Annotated in this window: 17 protein-coding genes and 1 tRNA gene; 6 read left to right on the forward strand and 12 right to left on the reverse strand. The window is 62.5% G+C overall.

All coding sequences use genetic code 11. The features are described 5' to 3' along the window. The first annotated feature begins 10 nt into the window (after positions 1–10). Complete coding sequence (gene htpG, locus ESZ00_RS17180) at positions 11–1,912, forward strand: molecular chaperone HtpG (protein WP_129209589.1); 1,902 nt, start codon at positions 11–13, stop codon at positions 1,910–1,912. Between the two features lie 220 nt (positions 1,913–2,132). Beyond that, complete coding sequence (locus ESZ00_RS17185) at positions 2,133–2,900, forward strand: YcbK family protein (protein WP_164981583.1); 768 nt, start codon at positions 2,133–2,135, stop codon at positions 2,898–2,900. Positions 2,901–3,088: 188 nt separating this feature from the next. On the opposite strand, the gene ESZ00_RS17190 is transcribed toward ESZ00_RS17185, so the two are convergent. Further along, positions 3,089–4,897: a bifunctional helix-turn-helix transcriptional regulator/GNAT family N-acetyltransferase gene (locus ESZ00_RS17190; RefSeq protein WP_204520231.1), complete on the reverse strand. Its 1,809-nt coding sequence runs from the start codon at positions 4,895–4,897 to the stop codon at positions 3,089–3,091. Between the two features lie 255 nt (positions 4,898–5,152). On the opposite strand from ESZ00_RS17190, the gene ESZ00_RS20145 reads away from it, so the two are divergent. After that, positions 5,153–5,326: a hypothetical protein gene (locus ESZ00_RS20145; RefSeq protein ID WP_164981584.1), complete on the forward strand. Its 174-nt coding sequence runs from the start codon at positions 5,153–5,155 to the stop codon at positions 5,324–5,326. A gap of 74 nt (positions 5,327–5,400) precedes the next feature. On the opposite strand, the gene rplI is transcribed toward ESZ00_RS20145, so the two are convergent. From rplI to ESZ00_RS17235, 9 genes are all read right to left on the reverse strand, one after another. Next, entirely contained in the window at positions 5,401–5,859 is a 459-nt protein-coding gene (gene rplI, locus ESZ00_RS17195; protein WP_129209593.1) for a 50S ribosomal protein L9, read from the reverse strand. A gap of 75 nt (positions 5,860–5,934) precedes the next feature. Further along, a complete protein-coding gene (rpsR, locus tag ESZ00_RS17200; RefSeq protein WP_129209595.1) occupies positions 5,935–6,270 on the reverse strand; it encodes a 30S ribosomal protein S18 in 336 nt (111 codons plus the stop codon). Between the two features lie 146 nt (positions 6,271–6,416). Continuing rightward, positions 6,417–6,845, reverse strand: a complete 429-nt coding sequence (rpsF, locus tag ESZ00_RS17205; protein ID WP_129209597.1) for a 30S ribosomal protein S6 — start codon at positions 6,843–6,845, stop codon at positions 6,417–6,419. A 117-nt stretch (positions 6,846–6,962) separates the two neighbouring features. Beyond that, on the reverse strand, positions 6,963–7,589 hold the full coding sequence (gene pth / locus ESZ00_RS17210) for an aminoacyl-tRNA hydrolase (RefSeq protein ID WP_129209599.1): 627 nt from the start codon (positions 7,587–7,589) through the stop codon (positions 6,963–6,965). Positions 7,590–7,595: 6 nt separating this feature from the next. Beyond that, positions 7,596–8,255, reverse strand: a complete 660-nt coding sequence (locus ESZ00_RS17215; RefSeq protein WP_129209601.1) for a 50S ribosomal protein L25 — start codon at positions 8,253–8,255, stop codon at positions 7,596–7,598. Positions 8,256–8,456: 201 nt separating this feature from the next. Beyond that, a complete protein-coding gene (locus tag ESZ00_RS17220; RefSeq protein ID WP_373283910.1) occupies positions 8,457–9,491 on the reverse strand; it encodes a ribose-phosphate diphosphokinase in 1,035 nt (344 codons plus the stop codon). 106 nt (positions 9,492–9,597) lie between these two features. Beyond that, positions 9,598–9,671: transfer RNA gene (locus tag ESZ00_RS17225), tRNA-Gln, on the reverse strand. Positions 9,672–9,731: 60 nt separating this feature from the next. After that, on the reverse strand, positions 9,732–10,820 hold the full coding sequence (locus tag ESZ00_RS17230) for a 4-(cytidine 5'-diphospho)-2-C-methyl-D-erythritol kinase (protein ID WP_129209605.1): 1,089 nt from the start codon (positions 10,818–10,820) through the stop codon (positions 9,732–9,734). Between the two features lie 287 nt (positions 10,821–11,107). After that, entirely contained in the window at positions 11,108–12,079 is a 972-nt protein-coding gene (locus tag ESZ00_RS17235) for a hypothetical protein (RefSeq protein WP_129209607.1), read from the reverse strand. A gap of 650 nt (positions 12,080–12,729) precedes the next feature. Here ESZ00_RS17235 and ggt point away from each other — a divergent pair. Beyond that, the gene (gene ggt, locus ESZ00_RS17240; protein WP_129209610.1) at positions 12,730–14,508 is read left to right on the forward strand and encodes a gamma-glutamyltransferase; all 1,779 of its coding nucleotides are present in this window, start codon (positions 12,730–12,732) and stop codon (positions 14,506–14,508) included. 387 nt (positions 14,509–14,895) lie between these two features. Here the strand turns inward: ggt and ESZ00_RS17245 are convergent, their stop codons facing one another. After that, the gene (locus ESZ00_RS17245; RefSeq protein WP_129209612.1) at positions 14,896–15,330 is read right to left on the reverse strand and encodes a universal stress protein; all 435 of its coding nucleotides are present in this window, start codon (positions 15,328–15,330) and stop codon (positions 14,896–14,898) included. Between the two features lie 349 nt (positions 15,331–15,679). Here ESZ00_RS17245 and ESZ00_RS17250 point away from each other — a divergent pair, with 349 nt between their 5' ends. After that, entirely contained in the window at positions 15,680–16,144 is a 465-nt protein-coding gene (locus ESZ00_RS17250; RefSeq protein ID WP_129209614.1) for a CcdC family protein, read from the forward strand. A 355-nt stretch (positions 16,145–16,499) separates the two neighbouring features. On the opposite strand, the gene ESZ00_RS17255 is transcribed toward ESZ00_RS17250, so the two are convergent. Continuing rightward, complete coding sequence (locus ESZ00_RS17255; RefSeq protein WP_229741142.1) at positions 16,500–17,768, reverse strand: MFS transporter; 1,269 nt, start codon at positions 17,766–17,768, stop codon at positions 16,500–16,502. A gap of 603 nt (positions 17,769–18,371) precedes the next feature. On the opposite strand from ESZ00_RS17255, the gene ESZ00_RS17260 reads away from it, so the two are divergent. After that, positions 18,372–20,096, forward strand: a complete 1,725-nt coding sequence (locus tag ESZ00_RS17260) for a GH39 family glycosyl hydrolase (protein WP_129209617.1) — start codon at positions 18,372–18,374, stop codon at positions 20,094–20,096. Positions 20,097–20,106: the final 10 nt, after the last annotated feature.

The following is a 20,106-nucleotide window of genomic DNA, read 5'->3' on the forward strand; positions in this document are numbered from 1 at the left end:
TGAAGATGCTATGTCCAAGCAGCAATTTCAGACAGAAGTCTCCCAGCTCCTGCAGCTGATCGTTCATTCGCTCTACTCTCACCCGGAGATCTTTCTCCGCGAGCTCATCTCCAACTCCTCCGACGCGCTCGACAAGCTCCGCCACCTCACGCTCGTCGATGAGAAGTACAAGGCCCTCATCGGCACCAGCATCGCCGCGCCGCGCATCGATCTCGACCTCAACGAAGCCCGGAAAACCCTCACCCTTTCCGATACCGGCATCGGCATGAACGAGGAAGACCTCGTCTCGCACCTCGGCACCATCGCTCGCTCCGGAACCAGGAACTTCCTCGCCCAGCTTTCCGGTGACGCGAAGAAGGACTCGAACCTCATCGGCCAGTTCGGCGTCGGCTTCTACTCGGTCTTCATGGTCGCCGACAAGGTCGAAGTCTTCTCGCGCAAGGCCGGGGAAGACAAAACCTGGAAGTGGACCTCCGACGGCAAGACCGGCTTCGAGCTCGAAGAGGCTTCAGGCGCGGAAGCCCGCAGCACCGCCGGCACCACCGTCCTCATTCACTTCAACGAAGAGGGTGCGCAGTACGCCAACGGCTGGCGCCTGCAGGAGATCGTCAAGAAGTATTCCAACCACATCGCCTTCCCCATCTTCCTCACCTACGAGAAGAGCGAGTGGAACGAAGAGACGAAGACCTCCGAGAAGACCCGCGTCACCGAGCAGGTGAACGCCGCCAGCGCCATGTGGCAGCGTCCCAAGTCCGAGCTCACCGACGAGGACTACAAGGAGTTCTACAAGTCCATCACCGGCGACTGGGAAGATCCGCTCTTCTGGTTCCACACCCGCGCCGAAGGCACCTACGAATACACCACGCTCTTCTACATCCCGGCCAAGGCCCCCATGGACCTCTACCAGGCCGATTACAAGGGCGGCATCAAGCTGTATGTGAAGCGCGTCTTCATCATGGATGACTCGAAGGAGCTGCTGCCGCAGTATCTCCGCTTCGTGCGCGGCATCATCGACTCCGAAGACCTGCCGCTCAACGTCTCGCGCGAGATCCTGCAGCAGAACAAGGTCCTCAACACGATCAAGACCGCGAGCGTGAAGAAGATCCTCTCCGAGCTGAAGTCGATCGCCACGAACGACAAGGAGAAGTACGCGCAGTTCATCGCCGAGTACAACCGTCCGCTCAAGGAAGGCGTCTACGGCGACTTCGCCAACCGCGACACGCTGCTCGACCTCGTCCGCTTCAAGTCGACCAGCGTCGATGGCCTCACCTCGCTCGCCGATGCGAAGGCGCGCATGCAGCCGGAGCAGAAGGCGCTCTATTACATCACCGGCGGCAGCGAGAGCATGCTGCGCAACTCGCCGCTGCTCGAGATCTACAAGAAGAAGGGCATCGAAGTCCTCATCCTCGACGACGACATCGATGAGATCGTCTTCTCGACCGTGCCGCAGTACGACGGAGTCGACTTCAAGTCGGTGAACAAGTCCGGCGCCGGAGAAGACCTCAAGGACGAGTCCACGCCGGAGGAGACCGCAGAGAAGACCGAAGCGCTCAAGCCGCTGCTCGAGAAGATCAAGGCCACACTCGGCGAAGCGGTCAAGGAAGTCCGCGCCTCGGCACGCCTCGCCGAAAGCCCCTCCGTGATCGTCTCCGACGAGGACGAGCCCAGCGCCCGCATGCGCCAGATGATGCAGGCCATGGGTCAGAAGGGTATGCCCGAGCCGCAGCCCACGCTCGAGATCAACCCCGATCACGAGATCATCCGCAAGCTGCTCTCCGACCCCGGCAACAGCAAGGTGGAAGACGCCGCATGGCTGCTCTTCGACCAGGCGCTGCTGCTCGAAGGCGTGCCGCTCAAGGACCCGGCAACCTTCGTCCAGCGCCTCAACCGCGTGCTGAACCAGTCGATTTAGCCTGATTCTCAGCAGGAAGCAGCGACGCCTCCCCATCCGGGAGGCGTCGCTCGTTGCGGGGGAGGAGCCTTCGATGCCGCGGGAAAAGATCCGTCTTGCCCCGGAATTCCCGCCCCCTGCCGTTCCAAAAAATGGAACACTCCCTTGCGGTCCACGGAGCCCTCTGTGTAGTTTAAAAAAATACCTGTTTGAGAGGGAGAGGATGCCTGGAGGCGAGGGGATGAAGTCTGCCGATGCGTGCGCTGCCGGCAGCCTTTTCTGCAAAGCACGGAAAATACGGTTTTTCAGGTGCCTCGTCTTCGGCGCCGCCATCGCTGCATTTCTACTCGGCACGGCCAATGCGCATGCCCGGACGCTGCATCGCCATCCGCGATTCCACGCCGTCATGCATATGCTGTTCGATACCCCGCTGCCCAGCGACGGCCTGATGCCCCTGCTGCCGGACTCTCTTCCGACCGCCGGCAAGCCCTATGAGCTGAAGCTCACCCGGCAGGAAGACGGCCAGAGCATCGACGTCGTTTACCGCATCGGCGATATCTATATTCCCCAGGCGCTGGATGCGCTGAACCGGTTTCTCCACGACACCCACAACGGCGAGGTGGCGAGCTACGATCCGCGCACCTTTGACGTGCTGCACACGATCCTCGTGGCGCTGGGCAAATCGTCGGATGCCGTAGATATTCTGTCGGCCTACCGCACGCAGCAGACGAATGACTGGCTGCGCGAGCAGGGCGGCACCAACGCCGCCGAGCACTCCCAGCACATCGTGGCCAAGGCGCTGGATATCCGCGTGCCCGGCGTCTCGGCCAATATCCTGCGCGATGCCGCGCTCTCCCTGCATGCCGGAGGCGTGGGCTACTATCCGCGCAGCCAGTTCGTGCATGTGGATGTGGGCCCGGTTCGCCAGTGGACCTATTCCCCGCACGAGCGCTATACCCGCGGCGGCCATGACCGGCACGCCCATGCGCGCATCAGACACGCCAGCTAGGGCGTATCCACCTATAGAGGCATCAGAAATAAAAAACTTACCCCCGCATTGTCATCCCGACCGGAGCGCAGCGAAGTGGAGGGACCTGCGGTTCTCTCTCTACACAGGCACGAAAAAGGATGCCCCATCCAAGCTCCGCTTGGGTGGGAAGCATGACGCCTTGCGAACGGGACAGGAAGTATGCTGCTTTACTTTCTTGAGCGGCAGGCTTCGTCCCTGCAAGCTTTTCTCAGTTGCTTAATCTTCAGACGAAGCGTTTTATCCCTGGCCGGTCCGGTTAGATTCAAAGGCGGTTTCTTGCACTCCAGAAGCTGTTTTTCTATGTGCTCGATTTCCTGCCTGCTGCCGTCGATAGGATAGTGACTTACGAACAGATTCTTATACATCCACTGCGTGAGCTTGATCTCCTCATGGTCAGGGAATCGATAGTTCGTGCAGGCGTGGCGATCTGTTTGCGGCCCTCTCGGTATCGCATGTAAGGAGAGCTCTTCCTGCAATAGCGCTCCAAGGGTTCTGCGCGGAGACGAGGTCCCGCTGTGCTCAGCGGTGAAATGATTGCGCCGGCCAGCGGCATCCGCAGTCATGCCTATGTAAAGGAGACCTTGTTCGGTTGGTATAGAGATACTTCCTTGTCCTGCCTGCACGGTCAGTACATCTCGCGTCACAAGGAAGACCGCATAGATGCCCGGTGGAACTTCGTTTAGCTGAACTGGATCGAGGCGTTTCAAAGCAAGCGCTTCATATATTTCTTCATATTGCATCGCGGATTCTCCGGGACTAGTTTGGCGTCCTCGGTAGTGCAATGCTTTTCTTCTTTCGTGCGAAGACCTGGCCATAGAAAGCTCGTTCCTCCCACCCTTTTGTGCCTGTGTAGAGAGAACCGCAGGTCCCTCCACTCCGCTGTGCTCCGGTCGGGATGACAGGTCTCTGCTTGAGCTATAGGTGGATACACCCTGGGGCAGGTTCTGCGCGCGGTCAAGCTCCAGCGTCCAGACCTGTCCAACCAGGTCTTTTCCAAAAGAGTGGTGACGGTTTTCTTCCGAGAGCGTGAAGCCTGCCGCCACATAAATCTTCCGCGCCGAACTCAGCACGTCGTTGGTCCAAAGCACGAGCCTTCGATATCCCAGCTCACGCGCCCGTTCCACGCACATGCGCACCAGGCGCGATCCCACGCCCAGGCCTCTGGCCACCGGATCGACATAAAGCAGCCTCAGCTTCGCGACCTCGTCCTGCTCCGTCTTCATGAGGAACACCGAGCCGACCACTTCTCCGTTCAGCTCTGCCACCCAGGCATCTTCACGCGAAGCATCGAAGTTCGCGGCAAAATCGCCAAGAATCCGGCTGACCAGCCCCTCGTAGGTCCAGTCCCATCCATACTCCTGCTCATAGAGAACCGCCTGCCGATGCGTGATCCAGCCCAGGTCCCCGACGCGCAGCCCGCGAAACTGCACGTCCGCCGCTGCTGCCGGCTTCCCCTCCAGCACATTCCGGACCTCCCGCATGCCCTCTGCCAGGCGCTTCCGGCGCTCCACCGTGAGCGGAGCAAGCAGCGTTTCGATCTGCGATTCCGTTCCGTCGTTCAACTGCCTGAAGGCTTTCTTTCCCGCGGCCGTAAGCGACAGCAGCTTGTGCCTGCCATGCTCCGGACTGATCCGGAACTTCAGCAATCCCGCCTCCCGGAAGCGCGCGACAATGCGGCTCACATGCGCCTTGTCCATGCCAAGATTGCGCAGGATATCGGCCGCCGTCCGTTCTCCGGGCTGCGCCAGCTCATAAAGAACCCGGGCCTCCGCAAGCGAAAAGCGGCTCTGCGGCAGATGCTCCGCCAATAACCCGATCTCCCGGGTGTAAAACCGGTTGAAACTCCGCACCTGATCGACAAGCAACATGGGCACCTCTCCCTTCAATGTTGTCACAGACAACATATAAAAGAAAGTACCACCGCGCAAATAGACGCACCTGAATTTCATCCACCCGGGCTCCAGAGAAGATTCCATCGAACAAACCCAGCCCATCGATTGTCATCCCGGCCGGAGCGAGCCAAAGGCGAGCGAAGTGGTGGAACCTGCGGTTTTGCATAGCCCCGCAACACTCCATCTCGCGACCAAAGGGAGCGGAGGCCGAAGGCAAAAGCGCCCTGCGCGCAGCAGCCGAAGGCGAAAAGTCTGGACGGCCAGTCCCGCCCTGCGCGAAGCAGGACAAGGATTTCGATAGACTATCCAGGTCGATACGACCCCGAGGAAAACAAGACCATGAAGAAACTGAAGGCAACACTGACACTGGCCGTCATGGCCGGCTCGCTGATGCTGCCGCTGGCAGGATGTCGCCGCCATCATCACGGCCCGCCGCCGCCCGGCGCGGCGCCGCATCCCGATCGGGTGGACCATCCGGATCGTCCACCCGATCATCCCGGCCCAGGCAGATAGAGCATGGTTCGGCCTCGACAAGAAAAACGGGACGCCTGAGGCGTCCCGTTTCTGCTTGCTACGCAGCGCAGCCGTTACTGGGCTGCGGCTTCCTCGCCCTTGACGGTAACGGGGATGTGCGCGGTGACTTCGCGGTGCAGCTTGACCGGCACGTGGAACTCGCCCACCTGCTTGAGGGGCTCCTCGAGCTGGACCTTGCGGCGGTCGATGTTGAAGCCCTTGGCTTCGAGCTCGTGCGCGATGTCGGCCGAGGTGACCGAACCGAACAGGTGCTCGTTTTCGCCGACCTTGCGCTCGAAGACCAGGGTGAGGCTGTTCAGCTGCGCGACCAGGGCTTCGGCCTCGGCCTTTTCCTTGGCCGACTTGCGAACGGCCGATGCCTTCATCTGCTCGATGACGGCCTTGTTGGCAGAAGTGGCTTCCATCGCCAGCTTCTTCGGCAGCAGGTAGTTGCGGCCGTAGCCGTCAGCAACCTTCACCACGTCGCCGCGGTGGCCGAGGTTGACTACGTCTTCCTTCAGAATGACTTCCATTGCGATCTCCTGAGGCAGGGCGCGGCTTGAAGCCGGCGCCCCTGCCAATGACTTATCTCGATAACCGAACCGGAACTAGTAGCGCGCGGCGAAAGGCAGCAGGGCGATGTTGCGGGCCTGCTTGATCGCACGCGTGAGACGGCGCTGGTGCGTGGTGCACACGCCGGTCAGGCGGCGGGGCACGATCTTACCGCGCTCGGCCACGAAGCCCTGCAGCAGGCGGACGTCGCGATACGGGATCGCGTCGATCTTCTCGGTGCAGAACTTGCAGACCTTCTTGCGGCGGAAAAACTTGCGGCCGCCGGGGCCGCCAGGGCCACCGGCTCCGCGGGGACCGCCGGTGCGAGGTGAGGGAGCGCCCGAAGTCGGTGCAGAAGCTTCCGGGGCGCGGGACGTAATTTCGTCAGCCATGATGTTCTATCCTTCTCCGCGGCGATGGGAGGCCGCGATGGTAAACGTTGGGTCTTGCTGTGCCGTTCGAAGAACGGCGATTCTCGATAGGGCCCGGACTACGGCCCAGGCTACGTCGCCCAGGCTATGTCGCCCAGGCCTATGTCTTAGACAGCCGCCGGAGCTTCGGTCGCAGGCGCAGCCGTCTCCACAGGAGCAGGAGCAGCCGCCGCTTCAGCCGCAGGCTGCGCGCTCAGCTTCTTGCGCGAGGCGCGGATGGCCTTGATCTTGTTGAGGCGCTTCTCTTCCTCGTCCATGCGCACGGTGATGAACTTGATCACCTGCTCGGTCACGCGCAGACGGCGCTCGAGCTCGGCAATCAGCTTGCCGTCGGCATCGAGGGTCAGAAGGAGGTAGTTGCCTTCGTTGAACTTGCGCACCGTGTAGGCCAGCTTGCGGCGGCCCATCTTCTCGGTCGAACGCAGGTTGCCCCCACCATTGACGATCGTCTGCTCAAAGCCGGCGATCAGCTTGTCCACATCCGCGTCCTCGACGTCGGGGCGGACGATAAACATCACTTCATAGAAACGATCCATACTTTGCTTCTCTCTTCCCTGGCTTCCGCCGCGCCTTGCGCTGCCGTCGCCGGAGTAATTTTTTCCGCCGGCTCTCTCTGCCGGGCCGGTCTGCACTCTTCCGCAGACCCTCTCTACCTACGCCGCGGGAGGGTTGTCCCGGCGGTTGAACTCGTTCATCGCGGCCTTGATTCCGCTGGCCGCAAACGTCTCGACGGCCTGCTCTGCCTTGTCCAGCACTTCTGCCAGCGTGGCCAGGTCCGCCTTGCGCAGCGGCGAGAGCAGGTAATCCTTGCCTCGCCGGTATGCGCTTTCGGGGCTTGCATCCGGACCGACTCCGATCCGGATCCTCGCCCAATCTTCCGTCCGGAGCGATGCGTTGATCGACTTCGCCCCGTTGTGCCCTGCCGCCGAGCCGCCGTCCCGGATGCGCATCGCGCCCAGGGGCAAAGCCAGCTCGTCGTAGAGCACGATCAGATCCTCACTGCGGCCGGCGCGCGGATCGACGCCGAACTCCTCCGCCAGCGCTGCCACCGAGAGTCCGCTCAAATTCATGAACGTCTCCGGCTTCGCCAGGATCGTCTCCCGGCCGGCGATGCGTACCTTCGCCGTCAGTGCCTTGCCTCTGCGGTTGGCCACCGTCGCACCATGAGACTCGGCAATGCGATCGATGGCCAGGAACCCTGCGTTATGCGGCGTGAACTGGTATTCGATACCCGGATTCCCGAGCCCCACCACCAGCAGCACGCCCTTGCCGTCCGCCATTGACTGCTACTTCTTGGCCGGAGCCGCAGCAGCCGCGTCGGTCTTGCCCTTCTTCGCCACTTCGGGCTCGGTCGGGGTACCCTCGGCCGGAGCCGCTTCTTCCTTGACCGAGACGATGTGCGCCACAGTCGCGTCCTCGTCGGTGATGAACTTCAGCTTGTCGCCGTGCGGCAGCTCGTTCACGCGCAGCACGTGGCCGATCTCGAGGTTGGTGACGTCCACATCGATGTGGCTGGGGATATCGCCCGGCAGGCACTCGACTTCGACTTCACGCAGAACCTGGTCGAGGATGCCGCCCTGGGTCTTCACACCGGCCGGGGTGCCGACCAGCTGCACCGGAACCTGCACGCGCATCGGCTTGTCGAGCGCAATCCGCTTCAGGTCGATGTGCAGCAGCGTGCCCTTGATCGGCTCATACTGCCAGTCGACAATCATCGCCTTGGTCTTGTTCGCGCCGCTGATCTCCAGGTCGAAGATCGAGTTGTGGCCGGCTTCCGACCAGAGAATCTTCTGGATGTGCTTGGGATCGACTTCGACCGCAACCGCCGGCTCCGAGGCGCCATACACAACGGCGGGAATCTTGCCCTTCACACGCACGCGGCGTGCGGCATTCTTATTGAACTTGCCCTCACGGGGCACTGCTACGACGATTTCCTGGCTGATCATGATCTCTTCCTTTCGGGCACGGTGCTCGCGCTCTTCCGCGGTTGGCCGCTCCCTTTGTGGCCTGCCAGCCTCTTCCGAGGCTGACAGGCAGATGATGTTTGAGAACCGCTTCAAGCCTCCAGGCCTGAATTCGCTGCTCTCGACGACTTCCAAACTCTGCGGGCCGTTCCTGAGCCCTGAAAACTGAGACCTGATAACTCGCTAATTGAACAGCGAGCTGACGCTGGTCTCCATGTGGATGCTCTCGATCGTCGCCGCCAGAAGACCGGCCACCGAGCGGACCTTGATCTTGCCCATCTTCCTGGCCTCTTCCGTCAGCGGAATCGAGTCCGTCACCACCAGCTCCACCAGCTTCGACTTCGCGATGCGCTCGATGGCCGGACCCGAAAGCACGGCATGCGAAGCGCAGGCATACACCTGGGTTGCGCCCTTGGCCAGCAGCGCGTCTACCGTCTTCACCAGCGTCCCCGCCGTGTCCACGATGTCGTCGAGGATCAGGCAGCTCCGCCCTTCCACATCGCCGATCACGTGCATCACTTCGGTCACGTTGATGTCCGTGCGCCGCTTGTCCACAATGGCCAGCGGTGCACCAATCTTCGTCGCGAAGAACCGCGCCCGCTCCACGCCGCCCGCATCGGGCGAAACCACGGTGAGATTGGGCAGGTTCAGCTCCCGGAAATACCCCACCATCACCGGGCTGGCGAACATGTGATCCACGGGGATATTGAAGAACCCCTGGATCTGCGCCGCGTGCAGGTCCATAAACAGCGCGCGGTTGGCGCCGGCGGTCGTCAACAGATCGGCCACCAGCTTCGACGAGATGGCCACGCGCGGACGGTCCTTGCGGTCCTGCCGGGCATAGCCGTAATACGGAACCACCACGGTGATGCGCCCCGCCGAGGCACGCTTCAACGCGTCGATCATGATCAGCAGCTCCACCAGGTGCTGATCCACCGGATTGCAGGTCGGCTGCACCACGAAAACATCCGCGCCGCGGACGTTTTCCAGCAGCTGGAAGTAGACTTCGCCGTCGGCAAAGCGCTGCATCTTGGTTTCGCCCAGCGCCACGCCGATGTGCTTGCAGATCTCCGTCGCCAGTTCCCGGTTCGCCGAACCGGAGAAGATCTTGAAGCGCTTGTCTTCGCTGTAGCTCTTGCCGCGCTTCTTCTCGACGGGCTTTTTCTCGCCCTCGGGCTGCTGTACCGCTTCTGCTTCCAATACCGTTTCGTTCTTCACAAGATTCTCCCGGGCTGGTTGGCCCTGGTGGTCCTGCATGGTGGTTGCTGGCGATCGTGCTGCCAGGGCTGCTGCCTCCCGGCGGGTAACACCGAAAGGGGGAAGCTGGCTGGGCGACTAGGATTCGAACCTAGACAAAGTGCTCCAAAGGCACTTGACCTACCATTAGTCGATCGCCCAATAAAGTTGTCCGTTCCCAGTTGTCAGTCCTCAGTGACTGAGGACTGACAACTGAGAACTCTACTCCACTCTCATCCCACCCCAGTAGCGGTCCCGCGGCAGGGTCTTCGTCCGCAGGGATCGTATGCCCTGCTCTTCCAGCCGCGTTCCCGCTGCCTCGGCCGCCTCCGCCGTCCGGTACAGCCCGAAAAGGGCCGATCCCGAACCGGAGAGACAGGCATAGATCGCCGCATGCCCCGGTTTACCGGAGTCCGCTAACACACGCTTGATTTGTCCGAGCTGGGGATATCGCGGAAAGACAACTTCTTCGAAGTCGTTTTCAATCCCGGTTCGGACAAGCGCGAGAAGCGGGTTCGATGCCTCTACAGATCCTGCAGAAACCTTCGATCTCTCGGCCAGGCCCCCCGCATTGCGGAAGACACCGGAGGAGTGCGGCTCGCTCATGGCAGCAGCGAGAGCCTTACTCAACTCACTAAGTCTATCGGAGGGCGGAGCCCCAGTCAATGGAGATGCGGCCAACGCGGAAGCCCGCTCCGCATACAGCCGGTCCCAGTCCCGAAACGCCTCCGGCGTCGAAACCCCGATCTCCGGCAGCGCCACCACGCAGTGCACCGGCTCGAAATCCGGCAGCGGATAGACCTCCTCGCCCCGGCTTACCCCCAGCACCGCCCCGCCAACAAGAAACAGCGGCACATCGGAGCCCACCGCCGCGGCAATCTCCAGCCGCGCCGCACCGGAATGTACCGCCCCGGCCCGCGTCGCCCACGCCTCCGGCACCAGCCCAAGCTCTTCCAGCTCGATCTCCAGCGCCAGCGCCGCTGCCGCCGCGTTCGCCGACCCCGCGCCCATGCCGCCCTGCACCGGCAGCCGCTTGTCGATGTGGATCGCGACCTCCGCCGTCACTCCCATCGCCTCCAGCGTCCGCTCCACGGCCTTCCAGGCCGTATTCCGCCCATCGCAGGGCACCCGCGCATCGTCACAGGAGAGCGAAATCGCCGTCGCATCCGCGCGGCGCACCGCGACGGACACCAGGTCATGCGCCTCCAACGTCTGATAGCAGGTCGTCAGGCCATGAAAGCCGTCCGGACGCGTCGGCCCGATCGCCAAGCCAAGATTGATCTTCGAATACGAGCGCAGAACCGTGGACATAACTGATTCAGCATAGCGGGTAAGAACCCCGAAGGGCTCAGGGCTCAGGGCTCAGGGCTCAGGGCTCAGGGCTCAGGGCTCAGGGCTCAGATAGATCGTAAAACCCGGGTGCCCCATATCTCGTTCTGTTCGAGATGTGGGTTCGCAGGATGCCGGCATTACGAAGGTCCGCTCCCTCCCGCCCAAGCAAGCTTGGACGGGGCACCCCTTTTCGTCCCCACCGTGAAGAACCCCAAATCGCGACCAAAGGGAGCGCCACGCGAAGCGAAAGGCCTGGACGGCCAGTCCTAGTGCTCGTCGGGGATAGTCTGTGTTCCGGCGGCGCGCACCGCGGAGTGGTAGTTGAAGACCAGCAGGGTGAGGATGGCGAAGGCCATCGCCGAAAGCGCGATGAGCGCGCCCCAGGGCTGCGGCTCGGTGAGCGCGAAGCGAATGACAATGATCGAGGCGACGAACGCCGCGTTGCGGAAGACCATCTCATAACGCGCCGAAACCACCAGCGAGAGAATCAGCACCACCACGTCGGTAAAGATCATCACCGTGAACAGGTCGTTGTAGAAAATGCCGGCTGACTCGAAGGAGACCGCACCACCCAGGGTCGCCACATGCCACACGTCCAGCAGGAAGCGCGTCAGGTGATAACAGGCCAGCACCAGCAGCAGCAGCGTCAGGCCCAGAGAAACAACCTTCTTCTGGGCAATGAACTCCTCCCGTCCCCGCAGCAGCTTGGCCGTCCTGGGCATGGGCACCTGCCGTTGCGCCAGGTGCTGAAAGACGGCCGTCAGCAGGAACATCAGCAGCCCTGACCCCATGTCGAGGACCAGCGGCAGCGCGGCATGCGGGTCCTGCTTCACCCACTCCGGACGGTCGGCCATCGCGAAGTCCTTGAAGACCTCGCGGATGAAGACCAGCGAAACAATCTCGAACTGGTTGGCGATGGAGCGCGTCGTCGAAGCCGGCAGCGCCGCGATCAACGTCATCACCTCGTAGAAGAGGATGAAGTTGAAGGGCGTCGCGATGGCCGCCAGGTAGTGCGTGCCTGCCATCTCCATCAGCAGGTGCGCATGCGGCAGGCAGCGCGCCGCCAGAATCAGCCCGAGGTGGAGAAAGAATCCCACCAGACTGGCCCATACGACAACATGCTTCAGCCGCACTCGGCCGGCGTCGGAAAACGTCTCATCGTGCAGCCGCAACAGGCGCAGCCACAACCCGGAGGTGCCCGGCGGTGTCTCCTGTTCCGGCATCGGCGAAGCGGTCACCCCCTTTAGAGCCTGTTATGAACTTTCCCATGGGCGAAAGCTGCCCGATGATAGCGCGCTTCCACGCTCATGTCCGGGGAAAACCCGGAAGCCGGGTGTCCCATGTCCCGATTCCGAGACATGAGAATCCCGGATAAGGGAGAGAGGAAGAACACCCGCGTGACCCACCCATGACCGTTTTTCGTCATGGGTGGGTCTCACACCAATCTCGAAGCACGCCCGGACCGGAAAGCCGGAAGCGAAAAGCTAGGGCGTATCCCCCATAGAGCTGTTCTGAAACTAAAGAACGTACCCATATCGTTGTCATCCCGACCGGAGCCTCCTTCTTACTTTGTCATTCCGACCGGAGCGAAGCGAAGTGGAGGAAGCTGCGGTTTTGCTTCACCCCGCAACACGCCAGCTCGCGACCAAAAGGAGCGGAGGCCGAAGGCAGAATGCCGCGCGGTTAGCGCCGCGACCAACGGGAGCGGAGGCGCGAAGCGCAAAAGGCCTGGACGGCCAGTCCCGCCCTGCGCGCAGCAGAACCGCAGGTTTCTCCACTCCGCAGGACGATAGAACTGTCCTGCTCCGGTCGAAAGGACAATTTGTGAAATGGCTATGAGAATACGTTCTAGGAGCTGGCAGCTGGAGGCTATATCCTTCCCCTCAAGATGAAGCGACCCCACGCTGCCCTGCTCTCCACGCTCCTCGCCTTCGCTCTCGGAGCCTGCGCGCACGCGCAGGACGCCGCACCCGACGACAGCCGCAATCACCCTGCCGTCTCGGCCGAACAGCTGGCCACCGAAAAGCCGGTGCGGACGAAGCACGCCATGGTGGTCAGCATCCACCACGCGGCGACCGACGCAGGCGTGGAAATCCTCCGCGAAGGCGGCAACGCCGTCGACGCGGCCGTGGCCACCGAGTTCGCTCTCGCCGTCGTCCATCCGGCAGCGGGAAACATCGGCGGCGGCGGCTTCATGCTCATCCATCTCGCCGACGGCAAGAACACCTTCCTCGACTACCGCGAGCGCGCTCCGCAGGCCGCCAGCGAGAACATGTATCTCGACAAGCAGGGGAACGTCATTCCGGACGCCAGCATCACCGGCTACAAGGCCATCGGCGTGCCCGGCTCGGTCGCCGGCATGGTCTACGCCGAAAAGAAGTACGGCAAGCTCACCCTCGAGCAGGTGATGGCCCCGGCCATCCGCCTCGCCACCGACGGCTTCGTCCTCTCCACCGAAGAGGCCGGCGAGTACCACGACAAGACCCTCTCCGCATTCCCCGAGTCGAAGCGTATCTTCCAGCGCAACGGCAACTACTACCAGCCCGGCGAATTCTTCCGCCAGCCCGACCTCGCGAAGACCCTGCGCACCATCGCCAAAGATCCCGACGACTTCTACCACGGCGCCATCGCAAAGAAGCTGGCCGAAGACATCCAGAAGGGCGGCGGCCTCATCACCACTGAAGACCTGGCCCGCTACACCGTGAAGGAGCGCGAGCCAGTCACCGGAACCTATCACGACCTTACCGTCGTCAGCGCCCCGCCGCCATCCTCAGGAGGCATCGTCCTCATCGAGGCGCTCAACATCCTCGAGGGCTACAACCTCACCCGCTGGAAAGACCGCACCCCCGAGGAGATGCATCTTCTCGTCGAAGCCTACCGCCGCGCTTACATGGACCGCAGCGACTACCTCGGCGACCCGGACTACGTGAAGATCCCGCTCGAGCAGCTCGCCAGCAAGGACTACGCCGCCGCCTGGCGCAAGAGTATCGTCGAAGACACGGCCACGCCGTCAAAGGACCTGAAGCGCCCCGCGGGCTTCCTGCCGCCGCCGCCCACCATGTCCGACATCCGCCACGAGTCGACGCAGACCACGCACTTCTCCGTCATGGATGCCGACGGCGACGCCGTCTCGGTGACCACCACGCTCAACAACGGCTTCGGCTCCGCCGTCACCGCCGAGGGCCTCGGCTTCCTGCTCAACGACGAGATGGATGACTTCGCCTCCAAGCAGGGCGTGCCCAACATGTACGGCCTCATTCAGGGCCCGGCCAACGCGATCGAACCCGGAAAGCGCCCGCTCTCCGCCATGACCCCGACCATCGTGCTCGATAAGGGCGGTAAAGTGCGTCTGGTCTTAGGCTCGCCCGGCGGCGGACGCATCATCACCACGGTCGCCAACATCCTGCTGAGCACCGTCGACGAAGGCCTCAACATCCAGCAGGCCGTCGACGCCCCGCGCTTCCATCACCAGTACCTGCCCGACGTGCTCTACCTCGAGCCCGGCTTCTCCGACACGACCATCGAAGGCCTCCGCGCCATGGGATACCAGCTCAAGATCAGCAGCCACTGGAGCGACGGCGAATGCATCGCCGTAGACCCCGAAACCGGAGAGCTGGAAGGCGGCCATGACAACCGCCACACCTTCGGCAAGGCCGCAGGATACTGAGAGCAGCTCTTCGCTTCCAGCTCAGGGCTCAGGTAGAAGCGTAAAACCAGGAGCCCCACCCATGACAGGCAGTGGGTCATGGGTGGGGCTCCGAAGGACCGATGTTTCCAAAGCCCACTTCTTCCATTTGTCATCCCGAGCGAGCAAAGCGAGTCGAGGGACCTGCGATTCTCTTCCCCTCCCGCACAAAGCAAGCTCGCGACCAAAGGGAGCGGGACGCGAAGCGCAATCGCCCGGACGGCCAGTCCTCGCGACCAAAGGGAGCGGAGACGCGAAGCGCAATCGCCCGTGACGGCCAGTCACCGCGACCAACGGGAGCAGAGGCCGAAGGCGATTCGCCCTGCGCGCAGCAGCGCCCTCCGAGCAGCAGCGCCCTGCACGCAGCAGCTAGTGGACGCCGAGAATGCTGCAGTCCACTTCCTGGGCCAGCGAGTACACCACGCTCCACAGGCTCGACATGCGAAGCGAGTGCCTGTGCAGGCCGACGACGAGCAGATCGATCTCGTGCGTGGCGGTAAACTCCACCACCGCCCGCACCGTATTGCCCGTCAGCACGTGAGCGGAGATCTCCACGCCCTCAGCCCTGCCTGTCTCGACCATCCGCTGCTTCCATGCCTCGTAAAACGCCGCCTTGTCCTGCTCCAGCGTATGGATCGCCGAGGGGTCGGAAGCCGCGCTGTACGCGGTATAAGCCGGCAGCGGTTCGGCAATCGCAACCACCATCAGCCGCGCCCCGGATAGCCGCGTAAACTCCACGGCACGGGCGAATGCGCGTGCCGACTCCGGCCGATCCTCGTATGCCACCGCAATGTTCCTGAACATCCGGGTTTTCTCCTCTCACGATGCGGAGCTCGCGGACGCACGAGACACCTGCCTGCACCTCTAACCTGCTCCCCGCTCCCGCAACTTGCAAGAGAGAAGAGGTGAGCTAACCGTAAGCACAGAAAAAGCCCCGAACCGCGAGCATCGGGAGCGCATACCGCAGCCGAGAGCACGGAGAGATGCCTGCTTCCACGCGCATGCTTTTAGCGCAAAGCTTTTAGCAGAGAGAAACTCGGGTGCCCCACGTCTCGATTCTGAGACGTGGGTTCGCAGAATAAAAGATAGCGACCAACGGGAGCGCGTGCCGAAGGCGGATCGCCCTGCGCGCAGCAGGTACCATGGGGAGGAAATGTTTCTTGCTCCGGGTACATCTGCTGTCGGTGCCATCATCGGCCTCTTCGCCGTGATGCTGTGGCGCCTGCGTGAAGGCCGCCGGCCGGTCACGCAGAAGACCATCCTTATTCCGCCCATGGGCATGGCCACCGGATTCTGCATGTTTCTGGCTCCGGCCTGCCGCGTTCCCTGGCTCTGGGCGCTGGCTGCCTTCCTCATCGGCGCGGCGCTGCTCTCCCTGCCGCTGATCCACACCTCGAAGCTGGTGCGCGAGGGCGATACGATCCTGATGCAGCGCTCGAAGTTCTTCTTCGCCGTGGTGCTGGTGCTGGCCGCGGTCCGCTACTTCGCCCGCGACTACATCGGCCACATCATTTCGCTCCAGCAGACGGCGGCGCTCTTCTTCGTCCTCGCCTTCGGCATGATCCTCACCTGGCGGGTGACGATGTTCCTCGAATACAGGAAGCTGGTTCAGGGATAAAGCGGTCAGTAAAGGAACAAACGGGTGACCCATACAAGCCCAGGGGTTGGCTTGAATAGGGAAGCTCAGAACTCAGGCAGGAATATCGAGGATGAGGGTGCCCCGTCCAAGCTCCGCTTGGGCGGGAAGGCAAGAACCCCGGCGGTGGCCCACTTGAGCCGAGTTTGCTCGGGTGGGGAACAAAAAGATTCACCACAGAGGACACAGGGGATTCCGTGCCACTGCAAGCATCCCGGTTTCGCGCCAAGACGCGAAGTTCCGCAAAGCACGCAAAGAAATCCGGGCTTGTGCTTCCCCACACAAGCCAACCCCTGGCTTGTATGGGCCACCCGCCGAACTCTTCCCACTCGCCGCTTCACCCCTGAACCGAGCCAGCTCCCTTCGGCACCAGCAGCAGCCCCAGCAGCGTCAGCACCGCCGAGGTCGAGAGGTAATACCCCACATACGGCAGACCGTAGCTCTTCGCCAGCCATGTCGCGATGTACGGAGCCAGCGACGCCCCCAGAATCCCGGCCAGGCTGAAGGCCAGCGAGCTCCCCGTGTAGCGCGTTTCGGTCGGAAACAGCTCGGAGATCACCGTGCCCAGCGGCCCATACGTAATCCCCATCAGCGCCAGTCCGAGAGCCAGCATCGCCGTCGCTCCGCTCACGCCCGCCGAGAACAGTGGCGCCAGCCCCAGGCCAAAGAGCGCAATCAGAATCGTGACTCCGATCATCACCCGCATCCGGCCCTTCTCGGCCATCACCGCGGAGATGGGAATCGTCGCCGCGAAGAACAGCGTTCCGAACATCTGCATCAGCAGAAACCGCTCGCGCGGCATGTGCAGCGCCGTGGTGCCCCACGAAAGCGCAAAGACCGTCATCAGGTAGAACAGCACGAACGTGGCCAGGCTGATGAGCACGCCTGCCACCAGCGCCCGGAGCTGCCGCCGGAAGACCGTCGCCATGGGGAAGCCGACTGTATGCGATTGCTTGGCTAACTCCTGGAACGCAGGCGTCTCGGTAATCGTCAGCCGGACATAGAGCCCCAGCACCACCAGCGTCGCACTCAGCAGGAAAGGCAGCCGCCATCCCCAGACCAGAAACTGCGCGTTGGTGAGCTGATGCGAGAGCAGGTAGAACATGCCGCCCGAGAGCAGGAAGCCGAGCGGCGCGCCCAGCTGCGGGAACATGCCATAGATGGCGCGCTTGCCCGGAGGCGCATTCTCCACCGCAAGCAGCACCGCGCCGCCCCACTCGCCGCCCAGTCCCACACCCTGCCCGAAGCGGCAGAGCGAGAGCAGCAGCGGAGCCAGCACGCCGATCTTCTGATATCCGGGCAGCGTTCCGATCAGGAAGGTCGAGAGGCCCATCGTCATCAGCGCCAGCACCAGCGTGGTCTTGCGCCCCAGCCGGTCGCCGAAGTGGCCGAAGAGCGCCGACCCGATCGGCCGCGCTACAAACGCGATCCCGAAGGTCGCCAGCGAAGCCAGCACCGCCGAGCTCGCATCGCCCGGCTTGAAGAACAGCTTCGGAAAGACCAGAACCGCCGCTGTCGCATAGATGTAGAAATCGAAAAACTCGATCGTCGTGCCAATAAGGCTCGCGAACAGAACCTGAGCAGGGCTATTTTTGCGTGCTGGCATTCTCGTCATTGTAACGAGCAACGCACGCAAGGAATTTTCAGAAGAGAGAACCCGGGTGCCCCACCCATGACAGCTTTTCGTCATGGGTGGGTCTCACACCAATCTAAAAGTAAGCCCGGAGAGAGAGAAAAGAAGGGTGCCCCACATCTCGTTCCGTTCGAGATGTGGGCTCGCAGGATGCAAGAAGCATTCACCACAGAGGACACAGAGAGCACAGAGGGTTCCGAACTCTGGCCAGCATCCCTCGTTCAGCGCCAAGCCGCCAAGACGCAAAGCACGCAAAGAATTCTCAGAAGAGAAAATCAAGGGTGCCCCATGTCTCGCTTCTGAGACATGGGTTCCCAAAAGCATTCCCAGAACAAAGGATCGCGACCAAAGGGAGCGGGGCGCGAAGCGCAATCGCCTGGACGGCCAGTCCCGCGACCAACGGGAGCGGAGGCCGAAGGCAAAACGCAGCGCGGGTAGCGCCGGGACGGCCAGCCCTCGAGTTGGCTTTAAATGGATCACCGGCTGCTCCAGGCGGACGAAGGATGCTGGAACCTGTTTTACTGGGATACGTCAGCCCTTCGATTGCCGTTCCGGCATCGCCTTTGAGGAGACGTTATGCGGTTTGCCCGTCACGTGTGGGCGTTGGCCTTCGCTCTGTTGTCGCTCTCGGCCCCCACGGCCCCGGGACAGGCCACAATCCCGGCGCCGATCCCGCCCTCGAGCGGCACGCCGGTACACATCGCAGTCGATCTCGCCCAGCCCGTAGGCCCGTACAAGCCCATCTACAGCTGGTTCGGCTACGACGAGAGCAACTACACCACCATGCCCAACGGCCGGAAGCTGCTCGGCGAGCTGCATGATCTGAGCCCGGTGCCGGTATACATCCGGGCACATCATCTGCTCACCTCCGGAAACGGCGTGCCCGAGCTCAAGTGGAGCTCGACCAACGTCTACCGCGAAGACGCAGGCGGCAGGCCCATCTACGATTTCACCCTCCTCGACGGCATCTTCGACGCATACAAGGCAGCGGGCGTGCGGCCGATGGTCGAACTCGGCTTCATGCCCAGGGATCTCGCGGCGAACCTGCCCGATCGCACGCAATACCAGGTCCACTATCCGCAGAGCACCATCTCCGGAGCCTCCAACAATCCTCCCAGGGACTACAACAAGTGGCGCGAGCTGGTGCGCGTCGTCGTCGCGCACCTGGTAGAACGCTACGGGCGGGACACCGTGCGGCAGTGGTACTTCGAAGTCTGGAATGAGCCCGACATCGACTACTGGCACGCCTCGCCAGAAGACTATTGGAAGCTCTACGACTACGCCGTCGCAGGCGTGCGCGCCGCGCTTCCCGAAGCCAGAGTCGGAGGACCGGCAAGCACCAGTCCGCGCAGCGACAAAGCCAACGCCTTCCTCAGGAACTTCCTCACCCATGTCGCGACCGGCAGAAGCGCGGCCACCGGCAGCTCCATCCCGCTGGACTTCATCTCCTTCCACGTCAAAGGCCAGCCGCAGATCGTCGATGGACAGGTCCGCATGGGCCTCGACAAGGAGCTGAAAGACGTGGACCGCGGATTCGCGACCGTGGCCTCCTTCGCCAGGTTCCACAACCTGCCCATCATCCTCAGCGAGGCCGATCCGGAAGGCTGCGCCGCCTGCTCGAGCAAAGTGAATCCCGCCAACGACTACAGGAACGGCACGCTCTACCCGGCCTACACCGCAGCCGCCTACAAGGCGCTCTTTGCGCTGCAGGACAAGTACCGCGTCAACCTCATCGCCATGCTGAGCTGGTCCTTCGAGTTTGAGAACAGGGACTATTTCGAAGGCTTTCGCTCGCTCTCGACCAACGGAATCGACGAGCCGATCCTCAACCTCTTCCGCATGGTCGCGCTGATGAAAGATCAGCGGGTGAGCGTGCACAGCGACGGCGCCATTCCGCTGGACGAACTCATGGCCAGCGGAGCCGGTGCTGCATCCGACATCGATGCCTTTGCCACCAGGGCAGCGAACGAAGCCGCCATTCTGCTCTGGAACTACCGCGACGCGGAAGCCCAGGACACATCCGCGCCCGTCACGCTGACGGTTACAGACCTGCCGCCCGCGGCAAAGCGCGTGCTGGTGAAGCAATACCGCATCGACACCAGCCACAGCAACGCCTACACCACATGGAAGAAGATGGGATCGCCGCAACACCCCACCTCGGAGCAGTACGCGCAGCTGCTCGACCGCGCCGGGCTGGAGCTGCTCGGCTCACCCACATGGCAGGATGTCCACGATGGGCAAATCGAAATAAAAACAGAACTCCCGGGAGAGTCCATCGCACTGGTGCAGGTCCGCTGGTAGCGCGAAGCAG

It is taken from the genome of Silvibacterium dinghuense (assembly GCF_004123295.1).
Taxonomy (GTDB): Bacteria; Acidobacteriota; Terriglobia; order Terriglobales; family Acidobacteriaceae; genus Silvibacterium; species Silvibacterium dinghuense.

What these genes read in the sequence shown, in the direction of transcription:
- ggt (WP_129209610.1), top strand. Translation starts at nt 12,730, where the DNA reads ATGAAGCGACCCCACGCTGCCCTGCTCTCCACGCTCCTCGCCTTCGCT.
- pth (WP_129209599.1), bottom strand. Translation starts at nt 7,589, where the DNA reads ATGGCGGACGGCAAGGGCGTGCTGCTGGTGGTGGGGCTCGGGAATCCG.
- htpG (WP_129209589.1), top strand. Translation starts at nt 11, where the DNA reads ATGTCCAAGCAGCAATTTCAGACAGAAGTCTCCCAGCTCCTGCAGCTG.
- rpsR (WP_129209595.1), bottom strand. Translation starts at nt 6,270, where the DNA reads ATGGCTGACGAAATTACGTCCCGCGCCCCGGAAGCTTCTGCACCGACT.
- ESZ00_RS17230 (WP_129209605.1), bottom strand. Translation starts at nt 10,820, where the DNA reads ATGTCCACGGTTCTGCGCTCGTATTCGAAGATCAATCTTGGCTTGGCG.
- rplI (WP_129209593.1), bottom strand. Translation starts at nt 5,859, where the DNA reads ATGGAAGTCATTCTGAAGGAAGACGTAGTCAACCTCGGCCACCGCGGC.
- ESZ00_RS17250 (WP_129209614.1), top strand. Translation starts at nt 15,680, where the DNA reads ATGTTTCTTGCTCCGGGTACATCTGCTGTCGGTGCCATCATCGGCCTC.
- ESZ00_RS17190 (WP_204520231.1), bottom strand. Translation starts at nt 4,897, where the DNA reads ATGGAATCTTCTCTGGAGCCCGGGTGGATGAAATTCAGGTGCGTCTAT.
- ESZ00_RS20145 (WP_164981584.1), top strand. Translation starts at nt 5,153, where the DNA reads ATGAAGAAACTGAAGGCAACACTGACACTGGCCGTCATGGCCGGCTCG.
- ESZ00_RS17215 (WP_129209601.1), bottom strand. Translation starts at nt 8,255, where the DNA reads ATGATCAGCCAGGAAATCGTCGTAGCAGTGCCCCGTGAGGGCAAGTTC.
- ESZ00_RS17255 (WP_229741142.1), bottom strand. Translation starts at nt 17,768, where the DNA reads ATGCCAGCACGCAAAAATAGCCCTGCTCAGGTTCTGTTCGCGAGCCTT.
- ESZ00_RS17185 (WP_164981583.1), top strand. Translation starts at nt 2,133, where the DNA reads ATGAAGTCTGCCGATGCGTGCGCTGCCGGCAGCCTTTTCTGCAAAGCA.
- rpsF (WP_129209597.1), bottom strand. Translation starts at nt 6,845, where the DNA reads ATGGATCGTTTCTATGAAGTGATGTTTATCGTCCGCCCCGACGTCGAG.
- ESZ00_RS17260 (WP_129209617.1), top strand. Translation starts at nt 18,372, where the DNA reads ATGCGGTTTGCCCGTCACGTGTGGGCGTTGGCCTTCGCTCTGTTGTCG.
- ESZ00_RS17245 (WP_129209612.1), bottom strand. Translation starts at nt 15,330, where the DNA reads ATGTTCAGGAACATTGCGGTGGCATACGAGGATCGGCCGGAGTCGGCA.